The 14,048-nt window shown below is 69.5% G+C and carries 14 protein-coding genes; 5 read left to right on the plus strand and 9 right to left on the minus strand.

What is annotated here, in order from left to right; all coding sequences use genetic code 11:
* Window positions 1–17 precede the first annotated feature (17 nt).
* Together Q9R39_RS04075 and Q9R39_RS04080 are read left to right on the plus strand one after the other, a co-directional pair.
* Complete coding sequence (locus Q9R39_RS04075) at window positions 18–1,604, plus strand: FadD3 family acyl-CoA ligase (protein ID WP_058249905.1); 1,587 nt, start codon at window positions 18–20, stop codon at window positions 1,602–1,604.
* Between the two features lie 21 nt (window positions 1,605–1,625).
* On the plus strand, window positions 1,626–2,321 hold the full coding sequence (locus Q9R39_RS04080) for an endonuclease domain-containing protein (protein WP_265967063.1): 696 nt from the start codon (window positions 1,626–1,628) through the stop codon (window positions 2,319–2,321).
* 43 nt (window positions 2,322–2,364) lie between these two features.
* Here Q9R39_RS04080 and lysS read toward each other — a convergent pair whose 3' ends face one another.
* The 3 genes from lysS to Q9R39_RS04095 form a co-directional block, all read right to left on the minus strand.
* On the minus strand, window positions 2,365–3,933 hold the full coding sequence (gene lysS, locus Q9R39_RS04085) for a lysine--tRNA ligase (RefSeq protein WP_207624940.1): 1,569 nt from the start codon (window positions 3,931–3,933) through the stop codon (window positions 2,365–2,367).
* A 59-nt stretch (window positions 3,934–3,992) separates the two neighbouring features.
* Window positions 3,993–4,493, minus strand: a complete 501-nt coding sequence (locus tag Q9R39_RS04090; RefSeq protein ID WP_249145953.1) for a rhodanese-like domain-containing protein — start codon at window positions 4,491–4,493, stop codon at window positions 3,993–3,995.
* Window positions 4,494–4,665: 172 nt separating this feature from the next.
* Complete coding sequence (locus Q9R39_RS04095) at window positions 4,666–5,808, minus strand: FAD-dependent oxidoreductase (RefSeq protein WP_058249972.1); 1,143 nt, start codon at window positions 5,806–5,808, stop codon at window positions 4,666–4,668.
* An 81-nt stretch (window positions 5,809–5,889) separates the two neighbouring features.
* Between Q9R39_RS04095 and Q9R39_RS04100 the strand changes: the two genes are divergently transcribed.
* On the plus strand, window positions 5,890–6,360 hold the full coding sequence (locus tag Q9R39_RS04100; protein WP_058249971.1) for a TetR/AcrR family transcriptional regulator: 471 nt from the start codon (window positions 5,890–5,892) through the stop codon (window positions 6,358–6,360).
* Between the two features lie 10 nt (window positions 6,361–6,370).
* On the opposite strand, the gene Q9R39_RS04105 is transcribed toward Q9R39_RS04100, so the two are convergent.
* Window positions 6,371–7,336 carry an alpha/beta hydrolase gene (locus Q9R39_RS04105; protein ID WP_058249970.1) on the minus strand — a complete coding sequence of 322 codons (966 nt, stop codon included), beginning with the start codon at window positions 7,334–7,336 and terminating at the stop codon, window positions 6,371–6,373.
* 60 nt (window positions 7,337–7,396) lie between these two features.
* Here Q9R39_RS04105 and Q9R39_RS04110 point away from each other — a divergent pair, with 60 nt between their 5' ends.
* Entirely contained in the window at window positions 7,397–7,984 is a 588-nt protein-coding gene (locus Q9R39_RS04110; RefSeq protein WP_165629658.1) for a TetR/AcrR family transcriptional regulator, read from the plus strand.
* Window positions 7,985–8,185: 201 nt separating this feature from the next.
* Here Q9R39_RS04110 and Q9R39_RS04115 read toward each other — a convergent pair whose 3' ends face one another.
* The 4 genes from Q9R39_RS04115 to Q9R39_RS04130 are packed head-to-tail and all read right to left on the minus strand — an operon-like array spanning window position 8,186 to window position 11,449.
* Window positions 8,186–8,989 carry a type III pantothenate kinase gene (locus Q9R39_RS04115; protein WP_058249901.1) on the minus strand — a complete coding sequence of 268 codons (804 nt, stop codon included), beginning with the start codon at window positions 8,987–8,989 and terminating at the stop codon, window positions 8,186–8,188.
* 17 nt (window positions 8,990–9,006) lie between these two features.
* A complete protein-coding gene (gene panD, locus Q9R39_RS04120; RefSeq protein WP_065629606.1) occupies window positions 9,007–9,447 on the minus strand; it encodes an aspartate 1-decarboxylase in 441 nt (146 codons plus the stop codon).
* Window positions 9,448–9,449: 2 nt separating this feature from the next.
* Window positions 9,450–10,397, minus strand: coding sequence for a pantoate--beta-alanine ligase (panC, locus tag Q9R39_RS04125; protein ID WP_265967053.1), 948 nt, complete (start codon window positions 10,395–10,397; stop codon window positions 9,450–9,452).
* 20 nt (window positions 10,398–10,417) lie between these two features.
* Entirely contained in the window at window positions 10,418–11,449 is a 1,032-nt protein-coding gene (locus Q9R39_RS04130) for a Rossmann-like and DUF2520 domain-containing protein (RefSeq protein ID WP_265967051.1), read from the minus strand.
* Window positions 11,450–11,761: 312 nt separating this feature from the next.
* Between Q9R39_RS04130 and Q9R39_RS04135 the strand changes: the two genes are divergently transcribed.
* On the plus strand, window positions 11,762–13,174 hold the full coding sequence (locus tag Q9R39_RS04135; RefSeq protein WP_265967049.1) for a serine/threonine-protein kinase: 1,413 nt from the start codon (window positions 11,762–11,764) through the stop codon (window positions 13,172–13,174).
* A 26-nt stretch (window positions 13,175–13,200) separates the two neighbouring features.
* On the opposite strand, the gene Q9R39_RS04140 is transcribed toward Q9R39_RS04135, so the two are convergent.
* On the minus strand, window positions 13,201–13,986 hold the full coding sequence (locus Q9R39_RS04140) for a hypothetical protein (RefSeq protein ID WP_265967047.1): 786 nt from the start codon (window positions 13,984–13,986) through the stop codon (window positions 13,201–13,203).
* Between the last annotated feature and the right edge of the window lie 62 nt (window positions 13,987–14,048).

The raw sequence follows: 14,048 nt of genomic DNA on the forward strand, positions 1-14,048 counted from the left end.
AGTGCTAGGTTGGGCGCATGGCGCAGACCCCACTGCACGAGGTCCTCCCCACGCCCACGACCCCGGCCGCACTGCGCCGGGCGGCGCAGACCTGGCCCGACCGTATCGCTCTCGTCGACGGTCAGTGGCAGTCTTCGACGCATCCGCGGATCGAGTCGACCTGGACCCGTCTCCACGAGTCCGTCCGGGATTTCGCGGCAGCGTTGGTGGCCTCGGGTATCGAGGCCGGCGACCGGGTCGCCATCTGGTCGCCGAACAGCTTCCACTGGCCGATTGCGGCGCTCGGGATCCACTACGCCGGTGCGACGCTCGTCCCCTTGAACACGCGCTACACCGCGGGCGAGGCGATCGAGATCATCGAACGGTCCGGGGCCCGGGCCGTCGTCGTGTCCGGCGAGTTCCTCGGTGCCGATCATGCGGCCGAGTTGTTGCGCGATCACCGCGCCACGATGCCCGACGTCGTGATCCGGGTGTCGCTCACGGACGACGCCGCCCCGCTCGACGGTGCCGTCGACTGGGATGAGTTCCTCAGTCGGGCGGCAACCCCCGACGCACTCGCCGAAGCCGACCGACGCGCCGATGCCGTCTCACCCGACGATCTCTCCGACATCCTCTTCACCTCCGGCACGACCGGAAAGTCGAAGGGTGTGCTGGCCACCCACCGGCAGACCCTGACCGGCTCGTACGGCTGGGGCGCGAACGCCGGCCTGGGCCCGGACGACCGCTACCTGATGGTCAATCCCTACTTCCACACCTTCGGCTACAAGGCGGGCATCCTGCCGAGCGTGCTGTTCGGCGTGACCATGCTGCCGCTCGCCGTCTATTCACCGGACCAGGCGATGAAACTCGTGTCCGACGAACGCGCGACGGTCTTCCCGGGCGCGCCCACCATCTTCCAGACCATCCTCGACGACCCGAAGCGGGCCGACCACGACCTCTCCAGCCTGCGGATCGTCATCACCGGTGCCGCGATCGTGCCCGTCGTCCTCGTCGAACGCCTGCAACACGACCTGGGCGTCGACACCGTCATCACCGCCTACGGCCTGACCGAGGCGAGCGGCTTCGTCTCGACGTGCACCCCCGACGACGACGATGCGACGGTTGCCAACACCTGCGGACGTGCGTTCCCGGGTATGGAGATCACGCTCTCCGACGACGGTGAGGTGCTGGCGCGCGGAGACATGGTGATGGTCGGCTACCTCGACGACCCGGAGGCCACCGCCGCGACGATCGACGCCGACGGGTGGCTGCACACCGGCGACATCGGGACCCTCGACGAGCGCGGCAACCTCAAGATCACCGACCGGCTCAAAGACATGTACATCTGCGGCGGGTTCAACGTCTACCCCGCGGAGATCGAGCAGACCCTCGCGCGGCTCGACGGTGTCACCGAGTCCGCGGTCGTCGGCGTGCCCGACGACCGGCTCGGCGAGGTCGGCCGCGCCTACCTGACGGTCCGGGCGGACGCCGACCTCGACGAGGCGCAGGTCATCGCGTTCGCCAAGGAGCACCTCGCCAACTTCAAGATCCCCCGGTCGGTGGTCTTCGTCGACGAGTTCCCCCGCAACGCGTCGGGCAAGATCCTCAAGCGCAACCTCACCTGACCCCAGGATTTCGTAGCGCCAATGCGCGCTATTCACCTACTGACGCTACGAAATTCGGGGCTGGGAACCGGCCGGACGGTCGACGATCGGATGCGGATGCGGCTCGCCGTACTCCAGACCGGACCGGGCGCAGCCCTGGCCGGCGCCGCAGCCGCGTGGTGGCACGGCCTCGTCAGCCGGGTTCCGGATGTCCCGGTCGTGGTGGCACCGCACGGCCGGCACGGGACCCGCGTCGAGGATGTGACCGTGTGGCACCGTACCGTCGCGCCTCGCGATCTGACCGAGGTCGACGGGCTGACGGTGACCGGCCTCGAGTTGACGGTGCTCGACGCCTCGGTGACGCTGGGGGTGAAGGTGATGGACTCCGCGCTGCTGAACAAGAAGGTGACCGTCGCGGCCCTCGACACGGTCCAGCGCCGCAACGCGGGTCGTCGGGGTTCGCCACGCGCGCGGTCGATGCTGGAGGCGATGTCGTCGGGCGCGAGGTCGGAGGCGGAGCGGATCACCGCGAAGCTACTCGAGGGCAGCGGGTTCACGGGGTGGTCGGCCAACACGCCGGCGTGTGGCTACGTCCTCGACTTCGCGTTCGAGGCGTCGAAGATCGCCATCGAGATCGATGGGATGGCTTTCCATAGTGACGCCGTCGCATTCCAGCGAGACCGCACCCGACAGAACGACCTCGTCAGATCCGTACAGCCCTACGACGGAAATCCGTAGCGTAGATGCGGATTTAGCGCGTATCCGCGCTACGAAATCCCGGTCAGGAGCGGGGCTTCACCAGCGGGAACAGGATGGTGTCGCGGATGCCGAGGCCGGTGAGGGCCATCAGCAGGCGGTCGATGCCCATGCCGGTGCCGGTGGTCGGGGGCATGCCGTACTCCATCGCGGCGAGGAACTCTTCGTCGAGGACCATCGCCTCGTCGTCGCCGGCGGCGGCCAGGCGGGCCTGATCGGCGAAGCGCTCGCGCTGGATGACGGGGTCGACGAGTTCGGAATATCCGGTCGCCAGCTCGAAGCCGCGAACATAGAGGTCCCACTTCTCCACGACGCCGATCTGCGACCGATGTGCGCGGACGAGTGGCGAGGTCTCGACCGGGAAGTCGCGGACGAAGACCGGGCGGTCCAGCTTCGCGCCGACCATGTGCTCCCAGAGTTCCTCGACGAGCTTGCCGTGGCCGTACCCCTTGTCCTTCGGGATCTCGAGGCCGACGCGCGCCGCGATGGCCAGCAGCTGCTCGACGGTGGTCTCCCCGTCGGCGCCGGCCGGGACGATCTGCTCGCCCAGCGCCTCCGACAGCGACGGGTACATCTCGAGTGCGGTCCACTCGCCCGAGAGGTCGTAGGTGGAACCGTCCGGCATGGTCGGGGTCTGAGTGCCGAGCGCCGCCTGCGAAACCTCTTGCACCAGTTCGCGGATCATGACGGCGGAGTCGTCGTAGGTGCCGTAGGCCTGATAGGTCTCGAGCATCGCGAACTCCGGTGAGTGCGTGGAGTCGGCACCCTCGTTGCGGAAGTTGCGGTTGATCTCGAAGACGCGCTCGATGCCGCCGACCACACAGCGCTTGAGGAACAGCTCCGGTGCGATGCGCAGGAACAGATCGATGTCGAAGGCATTGGAGTGCGTGACGAACGGTCGCGCGGCCGCCCCACCGTGCAGGGTCTGCAGCATCGGGGTCTCGACCTCGAGGAAACCCCGACGGCCCAGCGCCGCACGGAGTTCGGCGATCACCGAGATCCGGGTGCGGGCGATGCTGCGGGCCTCCGGGCGCATGATGAGGTCGACGTAGCGCTGCCGGACTCGAGTCTCCTCGTTCATGTCCTTGTGCGCGACGGGCAACGGTCGCAACGACTTCGACGCCATCTGCCAGCCGTCGGCCATCACCGAGAGTTCGCCGGTGCGCGAGCTGATGACCTCGCCCGAGATGAACACGATGTCCCCGAGATCCACCTCGGACTTCCACCGCGCCAGCGCTTCCTCGCCGACGCCGTTGAAGCTGACCATCGCCTGCAGCTGCGTGCCGTCGCCCTCCTGCAGCGTGGCGAAGCAGAGCTTGCCCTTGTTGCGCAGGAAGATCACGCGTCCGCTCACGCCGACGTGCTGTCCGGTCTCGGTACCGGCCTCGAGGTCGGGGTAGGCCGCGCGGATCTCACCGAGGCTGTGGGTGCGCGGGATCGCGACCGGGTAGGCCTCACGACCCTCGGCCAGGATCCGCTCACGCTTCTCGCGGCGGATGCGCAACTGCTCAGGAGTCTGCTCGTCGGTCGCTTCGGGGGTGGCGGTGCTGGTCGGGCTGTCACTCACCCCACGCACCCTATCGGGGCCGGTCATCGACTCCAACTCACCGCCTCGCGGTGACCGCGGACACAACCGGGTCGCGCTGGGCGGGTTCAGCTCTCGTGGGCGGAGATGACGGCGAGGTCGTCGGGCCGAATCCGGCCGTTGACCCTTGCCGACCGCATCCGACGGTGCCCGCCGACGACGAACACCGCGCCGTGCACCCCGCGCGCCTGCAGGTGCCAGGCGAGCCATTCGGCCTCGTGCCCGTCCTCGCTGACGAGGATCCATCGTGATTCCGGCCGGGCGACGCGCAGTGAGTCCGGGGTGTCCGGCGTGAGCCGGTCGAGAACCTCGACGGCGTCGATGGCCAGGGCCCCGAACAGTGCGCCGTCGAGCTGACGGCGCCGGTGGGAGCGGACGTCGACGGGGGTGGCACCGGCGGCTACGGCGAACGCGTAGTCCTCGACCCGCAACGACAGCGGCGCAGACGGGGCCGGGGCGACGGTCGGCGGTACAGCGGCAAACACCGAAGCAGGGGCAAACACCGAAGCAGGGGCAAACACCGAACCGGTGGAAGAAGGACGAACGGAAGAAGCAACCGAAGCGGTCATGAGAGGGGGTCCTCAGGTGATCGAGATCGAGCGGGGAGCGCGAAGGAGGGCAGCCGCAGACGCGGTACTAGCCCTGACAACACTCCCGACAGCTCGTGATCACGGCGACGAGTATGCCACAGCACACCCGCACCGGCCAGGCCCCGACCCGACCGAGGTCGTCACACCGACGTCACACTTCCGGCGGCTGCCACCGCTGCACGCGTCGCATCTGCGCGTTCAGGACGGCGTCGGGCGTCATGCGCAGTGCGAGGTCGCGCGCCCAGACCGCGGGGCCGGCACGCAGTTGCCCGACCCTGCCGATCATCGACGCCTGCCGCACGATCCGCTGGGTCCGCGGGCGTCGGAGCCGGTCGTAGGTGCGCAACGCCTCGTCGAGGTCACCGCGGCCGTGCCGGCGTACCAGCGCCGTCAGGGTGGCCGCGTCCTCCATCGCCTGGTTGGCACCTTGACCCAGGTTCGGGGTCATCGCGTGCGCGGCGTCGCCGATGAGAACACTCGCGCACCCCCGGCCCGCTCTGACGAACGTGGGCAGCGGCTTGGCGAGCTCCTCGATCGGCAGGTATCCGACGGTCGCCGGATCGGTGGCGTCGAGCAACTCCCCGATCGGTCGATGCCACCCCGAAAACCGTTGCCGCACTGCATCGAGCCCGCCCGCCGAGTCGCCCCCGTCGTCCGACACCGAGGCGAACCAGTAGACATGCCCGTCGGGCAGGGGCGCGATCCCGAAACGCGCCCCACGTCCGGTCGTCTCCCCGGCCGCGTCGACCGACACCGGGGTCGTCGTGATGGCCCGCCACGCGGAGTAGCCACATCGCCGGACGCCCGGGTCCTCGACGACCGCGGCACGCACCCGGCTGCGCAGACCGTCGGCGCCGACGATCAGGTCGCAGTCACCGATCTCGGTGCCGTCGGACAGTCGCACGAGACCGCGGTCGGGCACGGCGTCATCGACGCCGGAACCCGTCCTGATGTCCACGACGTCGGCCGCGGCGGCGAGGAGGGCCGCGTGGAGATCGGTGCGGCGCACGACGCGCATGTCGGTCAGCGACGCCGGATCGAACCGGCTGAGCCATCGCCCGTCCGGTGTCCGGGTTCCGCTGGTCGGCGGGGTCGGCGCCGCGGCGCCGCCGAGGACCGACCGCATACCCAGCGCCTCGAGTGCGCGGACCCCGTTGCCGAAGATGCTCAGGCCGGCACCCCCGCCGCGCACCTCCGGCGCCCGCTCGACGACCGTCACCCGGGCGCCCGTCGACGCCAGTCCGACCGCGGTACACAGGCCGGCGATCCCGGCTCCCACCACGACGACCTTCATCAGCTTCTTCTCCACATGGAGAAGACGCTAGCAGATAAACTTCTCCACGTGGAGAAATCAGCCAACGGGTCGACGCGTGATCTGCTGCTCGACACCGGCATCACCCTCATCGGCACCGTCGGGAGCCGGCAGGCGTCGGCACGCGCGGTCGAAGACGCGTCCGGGGTGCCACACGGGAGCGTTCGGCATCATTTCGGCGGTCAGAGCGGTTTTCTCGCGGCTCTCGTCGAGCATGTGTTCAGCGCCGACCGCGCTGCGGAGGGCGAGTCGACCCAGGAGGTGATCGTCCGCTGGTTGGGCACCGACCGCGTCCGCACCAGGGCGCGGTACGAGCTCATGCTCCTGGCGACGCGCGACGAGGACCTGCGACACGTGATTGTCGGGCATCGGGAGCGCTACGTCGACGGACTCGTCTACGGCGGGTTGACCCGTACCGAGGCCCGGCAACTGGTCGCCGCGCTCGACGGCCTCGTTCTCGACGCCCTCCTGCGGAACTCCGACGGCACCGACTCCGACCACGATCCCACTACCCTGCTGCGCGCGTTCCGCTGACGATCCGGGGTCACGTCGTCCCGACGAGTTCGGCGGCCAACGTACGGAGGTGGTCGGCGAGTTCGTCGACGCCGGGCTGCTCCACCGGGAAGTGCCCGCACCCGGTCAGCAGATGGATCTCGGCGCGCGCCGCGATCCGTCGCGCGAAGCGCACACTGACCTCCGGCGGCGTCCACGAGTCGGCCGCCGGATGGACCAGCAGCACCCGTGGACCCCGGTACTCCTCAGGGGGCGGCACCTCATGCGTCATCAGGTCCGCCAGGAACCCCAGCGACACTGACGATCCGGCACCGAGACGGTCGTCGACGCAGGCCCGGGACAGGTCCGGGTCGCGACTCATCGCCGACATCGGCGCCACCCATCGGATCGGAAACCGCATCCGGGCGAGCACCCCGACGCGGGCGAGCACCGGCATCAGCGGGGTGAGGCGACCGAGCGCCGGCGTGCGCGCGACCGCTCGACGCGCATCGGGATCCCCGGCCAGATCGAGCAGGCAGGTCGCGACGACCGCGGCCACCCGTCCGGTCCGGCTCGCGACCTCGTAGGCGAGCATCCCGCCGAGACTCGCCCCCAGCACGATGAGCGGACGCGGATCGTCCTCGGTCTCGGTCGTCACGAGATCGCAGATCAGATCGACCCAGTCCTGGTAGCGGACCCTCCCCGGATCGGCCACCCGCGTACGTCCGTACTGCGGCAGATCGGGGGCGAGCACCTCGACCCCCTCGTTCGCGAGGATCGCGCCCAGCGGCCAGACCAGGGCACTGTGTCCGCCACCGCCGTGCAGCAGCAACACGCGCAGCGGTGCCGCGCTCGGGCGCGCCCGCAGGATGTGGACGTCGACCTCCCCGCAGGCCCGGCCGGAGCTCGACGGCCAGGTCCACCAGGTGGATTCGGCCGCGACCCCGGCGGCGACGGACCGCCACGGCTCGGGCAGGAACCGAAGGTAGGATTCGGGGGTTCCGGATCGGCGGATCATGTATCCATCGTCGAACCGGCGGCGGGACTCCACAACTCGCATTTCCCGAGGATCAATCAGATGCGCAAAAGGCCACGGCAACAACGCTCTTCGTTCACCGTCGACACGATTCTCGAGGCGGCCACTCAGCTTCTCGACACCGAGGGCGCGGAGATGACGACCAACCGCATCGCCGAGAAGGCCGGGGTGTCGGTGGGCTCGATCTATCAGTACTTCGGCGACAAGCAGGCGATCTTCGACGAACTGGCGCTCCGCCATCTCGACGCGGCCGCCGGGGCGATGACGGCCGTCCTCGACGACCACCCGCCCGGTTCGTGCCCGTGGCCGGAGGTGCTGCATGCGGTGATCGAGGTCGCGGTCCGCGAGAACTCGACGCACGGCCGCGCCCATGGGCGGCTGCGCGAACTGGCCGACCCGACACGCCTGGCCACGGAGTACACCACCCTGATCGATTCGCTGATCGACCGGTTGAGCGCTCATCTCGTCGCCGACGGCTGGACGGCGCAGTCCGCGGCAGCTGACCTCCGGCTCGCCTTCGCCGCGGTCGACGCACAGATCCACCAGCTGGCCGGTACCGACGTGACCGCCGGCGAACTGACCGACCGCATCACGGCCTACACCGAGGCAGCACTCCGCGCGCACCGATGACACGCCGAATCCCCGTGCCGCCGTTCGGTTCGCCTAGTGTCCCGGGTCGGAAATTCGTTTCATGAGTTCGGCGGTCCAGGTGGATGCATCGCGAGGCGGCGGAGGACGCAGCTACTGGATGTACCTGCGACGACGCCAACGAAGCGAGGCGCCGCCTGGGCGTCGCAATCATCAACGAATTTCCGGCGCGGGACACTAGATCTACTTCCCGCGACGGGGATTCGCCTTGGCCCGCTCGTGAACCAGACGCAGGCCATCCAGAGTCAGGTGCGGGTGATGATCGGTGAGGGAACGACATTCGTCGAACATCAGCGGCGCGAGAAATCCCGTCGCGACCACCGTCACGTCGTCGCCGTCGAATCCCGGGACAGTGTCGCAGACGCGGTCGACCAACCCGTCCACCTGGCCGGCGAAGCCGTACAGGATGCCGGACTGCAACGCTTCGACGGTGTTCTTGCCGAGCACGCTGCGAGGCGGCATCAGCTCGACCTTCCGCATGGTCACGGTGTGCTCCGACAGCGCCTCGACCGCGAGGTTGACGCCCGGTGCGATGGCCCCGCCGAGGAATTCGCCCGTCGCGGAGACAGCGTCGACGACCGTTGCGGTACCGAACGCGACCACGATGCAGGGCCCGCCGAATTCCGTGTGCGCGGCAAGGCAATTGGCGACCCGGTCGGTGCCGACCTCTTTCGGGTTGTCGACCAGGAGGGGAACCCCGGTCCGCACACCCGGTTCGAGCAGCACGTGTGGCCCGTTGCCGAAGTAGCGCGGCACCATCACGCGCAGTTCGCGCAGGAGCGACGGAACCGTCGACAGCGCACTCACCCCGGTCACCTGCTCGATGTCGTCGCCGAGCATGCCGCGGAACGCCCACGCCAGTTCGTCGGCGGTGTAATGCGGGTCGGTGTGGATTCGCCAATCACGCACCAGGCGCGCGTGATCCCCGACCCCGGCGTACACGCCGAGATGGATGTTGGTGTTGCCGACGTCGACGGTGAGCAGCATCGAAGGTCGTCGCCGCGTCAGAGCGAGGCGTCGGCGAAGATCGGACCGTCGAGGTGACGCGGGTCGAGCAGGCCCGACCCCGCGGGTACGTCGGCCGGATCGTCGCCCGTGGTCACGATGCGGTTCTGCGCGTCGACGAACACCACGTTCGGCGAGTACTCACGCAGCTCGGCCGCATCGAGCATGCTGTAGGCGATGATGATGACCAGGTCGCCGGGGTGAACGAGATGCGCTGCCGCACCGTTGATCCCGATGACACCACTGCCGCGCTCGCCGGCGATCGCGTAGGTCACCAGCCGGGCGCCGTTGTCGATGTCGACGATCGTGACCTGCTCACCCTCGAGCAGACCCGCGGCGTCGAGCAGATCGGAGTCGATGGTCACCGAGCCGACGTAGTGCAGGTCGGCCTGGGTCACGGTGGCGCGGTGGATCTTCGAGGTCATCATGGTGCGCAACATGGTCATCGTCCCTCTGTCGTGGTTGTGGTGGCATTGGTCCAGGCGATTTCTTCTTCGAGCGCGGCGACGCCGCCGACCGTCACGCCGACGTTGTCGATCAGGCGTGCGCCGCCGAGCCGGGCGGCGACAAGCAGCCGTCCCGCGCCCTTCTCCGGTGGTTCCTCGAGCTGACGCCCGCGCAGGTCCAGGTAGTCGACCTCGATCTCCGGGACCGTGGCGAGCACCGACCGTGCCGCGGCGAGGATGGCTTCGCGTCCGCCTTCGGCCGCGTGGGCCCCCGCGACGAGCGACGCCGAGAGCGTCGTCGCCAGCTCCCGCTGCTCCGGGGTGAGGTAGCGGTTGCGTGACGACATCGCCAGCCCGTCGGACTCGCGGACGGTCGGGACGCCGACGATGTCGACGTCGAGGTTCAGGTCGGTCACCATCTGCTTGATGAGCACCAGCTGCTGATAGTCCTTCTCACCGAAGAACGCCGCATTGGGTCCGACGATGTTGAGCAGCTTGAGGACCACCGTCAGCATCCCGGCGAAGTGTGTCGGCCGCGAGATCCCGTCGAGGATTCGGCCCACCTCGCCCGGGTGCACCGTCGTCCGCGGACCGTTCGGGTACATCGACGACGCGGACGGCGCGAACACCAGCTCGACGCCCAGCGGCTCGAGGAGCGCGAGGTCGGCGTCGAGGGTGCGCGGGTAGGCGTCGAGGTCCTCGCCGGCGCCGAACTGCAACGGGTTGACGAAGATGGACACCACCACCACGGTGTTGCCCTTCGCCTTGGCGGCCCGGACGAGCTGCAGATGGCCGGCGTGCAGGGCACCCATGGTCGGGACGAGCACGACACGCTTGCCGGCGGCGCGCAGCGCGCGGGTGACGCGGCTCAGGGACGCCGGCTCTCGATGCACGGTCATCGTGCCGGCCGAGTAGGTGGGCTGTGCGTCGGACGGGCCGCTCACGCCGTCTCCTCCGCTTGATGTCATCGGTCCTCCAATGCGTCGATCAACGCCTGCGGTGCGTGGCTGTGGTCCGCGGCGCGCCGGGCGAGTGTGCGATATGCCTCGGCGATGCCGTGCGGTCCCGGGCCGGCGGGGACGGTGCGCAGCGCCGCCAGGTGTCGGGCGACCGCGGGCGCGTCACCGCGGGCGACGGGCCCGGTCAGCGCCGACGGGCCGAGTTCCAGCACGTTTCGCAGCGACGCCGCGGCCAACGGCCCGAGGATGCGTTCGGCGAGGCGGTTACCGTGTCCGTCGACGGTCGCGGTGTCGCGGCCGGAGTGGTCGATGGCGGCGTTGAGTGCGAGGACCGCGTCGGAGATCAGGGCGATCAGGTGGTTGGCGCCGTGGGCCAGTGCGGCGTGGTAGAGCGTGCGCTCGGCTTCGGCGATCCGCACCGGGTCACCGCCCATTTCCAGCACCAGCGACGACGCGATGGCCTCGCCGACCGCATCGGCGGCGGTGATGGCGAAACAGGCGTTGGTGAGGCGCGCGGTGTCGTCCTCCGAACCCACGAACGTCATCGCCGGATGCAGTGCGATCCCCAGTGCACCGCGGTCGGTCAGCGGTTGCAGCACGGCCACCCCGTGCGCGCCCGCGGTGTGCGCGACGATCGTCCCCGGACGGAGCGAGTCGGACGCCGCGATCTCGTCGACCACGGCGGCGAGCTCGGAGTCGGGCACGCTGACCAGCAGCAACTCGGATCGCGCGACGACCGCGTCGAGGTCGAGGACCTCGGAATCGGGGAGTCGACTCACCGCGCGGGTCCGGGACTCGGGCGACCGCGCCACCACGGCTCCGACCACATGCCCGGCCTTCTCGAGCGCCTCGCCCAGAGCGGTCCCGACGCGGCCGGCGGACACGAGGCCGACGGTGAGGCGAGCGGGCGTCGGCAGATTCGTCATGCCGGGAAACGGGTCGGTGAGGGAACGGAGGTGCGGGCCATCGCCGAAGGCGTCATCGCCACCGGTTCGCCGTGCAGACGGCATACCGGCATCACCGCTCGGTGAGGTCACCGCTGTCCTCCAGAGTGTCGTTCCAGTCCCGCCTCCGCCGACAGGGCCGTCGCATGAGCGGACTCATCGCGGCGGCGTCGGCACGGGTACCAGACGTTGCAGAGCAAGAGTAGGTCCGACACCGCGGCCGGTGCCAACGTCTGTGACAGGTGTCACCTCGAGGTTGTCCGGTCGATCCGCCGGTCGTGCCGACCGATCCACCGAACCACCGGTGACCTGCGCCGACGCGGCGTAGTCTGAGACAGCCGCAGTCCGCCCAGGATCGCCGGCCCGGACGACATCGACACACCCGCGCACACGAAGGTCCCGCCCATGAGCTTGGAACCGGGCACAGAGTTCGCCGGTTACCGGGTCGTGCGCAGGATCGGTGCGGGCGGGATGGGTGAGGTGTACCTCGTCCGCCATCCCCGGCTCCCGCGCCATGACGTGATCAAGGTCCTCGCCGAGCAGGTGTCGAACGATCCGATCTTCCGAGCCCGGTTCACCCGCGAGGCCGACCTCGCCGCCCAGCTGGACCACCCGTGCATCGTCAGTGTCTACGACCGCGGCGAAGTGGACGGACGACTCTGGATCTCGATGCAGTACGTGCCCGGCACGGACGCCGCGGCATTGCTCGCCACCAGCCCCGGCGGGCTCCCGCTCGCCGACGTCGCGGCCGTGGGCGACGCGATCGGCGCGGCGCTCGATCACGCGCACCGCTCCGGACTGCTCCACCGCGACGTCAAACCGGCGAACATACTGATCAGCCCCGAGGAGTCCGATCCGCGACTCCCCCAGCACGTCACGCGCCGGCGTATCCGGCTGGCGGACTTCGGGATAGCGCGCCCGACCGACGGTGGTGCCACCTCGCTCACCTCGACGGATCTCGTCATCGGCTCATTCCCCTATTCGTCACCCGAACAGCTCTCGGCCGAGACCCTCGATGCCCGCAGCGACGTCTACTCACTGGCCTGCAGCGTCTTCGAATTGATCGCGGGCACAGTGCCGTTCGCCGCACGGACGCCCGCCATGATGATCCACCACCACCTCAGCACCCCGCCCCCGGAGCTGTCCGACCTCCGGCCCGACGTGCCGCCGGCGGTGTCCGACGTGGTGCGCTCCGGTCTCGCAAAGAACCGGACGGACCGTCCGTCGTCGGCGGGGGCCTTTGCCGCCGAACTCCGTTCGGCGATCGACTCGACGGTATTCGCCCCGGCGCCACCGCGGCCGGAGCGCACCGTGCGCGGCCACGCCGCGGCGGCACCGATGTCCGGTCCACCGATGTCCCGACCCGCACCGCCGGCGCTGCCCCCGACCGCCTTCGCACCCACTGTTGCGATCCCGGTCACCGGTGCCACCCGGCCGGGGGACGACGGGTCTCGGCCCACCATCGCACGGGGCGCGACGGCGTACTCCGGACTCCCCGGACAAGCTGTCCCCCAGCATGATCCCGGGTCGTCGACGGTCCGCGCCTCGCGCGATCTACCGGTGCTGGACCCACCTCGGCCCGGCCCGGGTGCGACCCGGCGGACCACCGCGTCGCTCGCATGCGGTGTGGCGGCGATCCCGTTGAGCGTCGTCGGTGGACTGGGCCTGCCGGTAGGCGTGGCCGGCTGGTATCTCGCCGGCCGTGGTCAGCCGGGTTCGGCCGGGCGGTTCGCCCGTGTGCTGTGCGTCCTGGGCGTCGTGCTGAGCCTGGGGTTCATCGCGTTCACCGTCGGACGCGCCGTGGCGATGCAGTTCTGACTTCGAAGTCGTGGCAACGGATTTCGTCAGCGCCAGCTCCCCGGCCGGGACTGCTGCGGCTCACGCGCCTGCCTGGACAACGCGCCGAACACGGCGTCGACCACCCACAGGGTCAGGATGCCCGCCACGATGTCGACCACGTCGTCGAACGGTGAACGGAATCTCGGCGAGAACGGGTCCAGTACCTGCGAGGCCGGGACGTCGAGGAGTCTCCCGGTGCCGTCGACGATCGCGTCGACCGGGTTCGACGCCCAGCCCTCGTACGCGTTGATCGCCAGCAGGGTGATGACCGGAATGGCGAGCACCCACCAGAATCCACGTCGACGCGCGACCGACCACGCCACGATCAGCATCACGACGAAGGCGGGCATGTGCTCCGAATAGAACGTGAGCACGGGGTAGTCTCCCGATCGCACCAGGACCGGGACCTGACCACCCCAGAATCCGAGTGCCCCGACCGCGCCGATCACCACCGCGATCCCCGACCGCATCGGATTTCGAGCCCAGATCCCCAGCACGAGAACCATGTACAGCGGCATCAGAGCCGTCAGCGACCAGATGAGCAACAGGCTCGCCTCGGGACCGTTGGCCTGGAGGTTCGCGTGGTACTCGGGGAACGGGGTGCCGTCGAGCGGGTCGAAGGTGAAGAGCCACAACACCGTCGGCCACCACGCGATGACCGGCAAGAACACCGCGGTGCTCACCAGCGACTGCTTGACCGCGTTCCCGCGCTCGGTATGGCGGATCGCGGCCATCGACGGATCGGACCCCGGCCCGAGACCGAACTCCCCACCCGCGAGCGTCTCGCTCATACGGGAATACTAGGGCGATCGTCCAACTCGTATCGGCGAATCCGCGGCAACGCCGCAGATGC

The sequence above is a fragment of the Gordonia sp. AC31 genome (assembly GCF_031844505.1).
In the GTDB taxonomy this organism is placed as follows: Bacteria; Actinomycetota; Actinomycetes; order Mycobacteriales; family Mycobacteriaceae; genus Gordonia; species Gordonia hongkongensis.

Bases quoted from the DNA above. Each gene is read 5' to 3' on its own strand.
- Q9R39_RS04090 (WP_249145953.1), bottom strand. From the start codon at position 4,493: ATGACCGCTTCGGTTGCTTCTTCCGTTCGTCCTTCTTCCACCGGTTCG.
- Q9R39_RS04095 (WP_058249972.1), bottom strand. From the start codon at position 5,808: ATGAAGGTCGTCGTGGTGGGAGCCGGGATCGCCGGCCTGTGTACCGCG.
- Q9R39_RS04110 (WP_165629658.1), top strand. From the start codon at position 7,397: ATGCGCAAAAGGCCACGGCAACAACGCTCTTCGTTCACCGTCGACACG.
- lysS (WP_207624940.1), bottom strand. From the start codon at position 3,933: ATGACCGGCCCCGATAGGGTGCGTGGGGTGAGTGACAGCCCGACCAGC.
- Q9R39_RS04105 (WP_058249970.1), bottom strand. From the start codon at position 7,336: ATGATCCGCCGATCCGGAACCCCCGAATCCTACCTTCGGTTCCTGCCC.
- Q9R39_RS04075 (WP_058249905.1), top strand. From the start codon at position 18: ATGGCGCAGACCCCACTGCACGAGGTCCTCCCCACGCCCACGACCCCG.
- Q9R39_RS04080 (WP_265967063.1), top strand. From the start codon at position 1,626: ATGCGCGCTATTCACCTACTGACGCTACGAAATTCGGGGCTGGGAACC.
- Q9R39_RS04135 (WP_265967049.1), top strand. From the start codon at position 11,762: ATGAGCTTGGAACCGGGCACAGAGTTCGCCGGTTACCGGGTCGTGCGC.
- Q9R39_RS04115 (WP_058249901.1), bottom strand. From the start codon at position 8,989: ATGCTGCTCACCGTCGACGTCGGCAACACCAACATCCATCTCGGCGTG.
- panD (WP_065629606.1), bottom strand. From the start codon at position 9,447: ATGTTGCGCACCATGATGACCTCGAAGATCCACCGCGCCACCGTGACC.
- Q9R39_RS04140 (WP_265967047.1), bottom strand. From the start codon at position 13,986: ATGAGCGAGACGCTCGCGGGTGGGGAGTTCGGTCTCGGGCCGGGGTCC.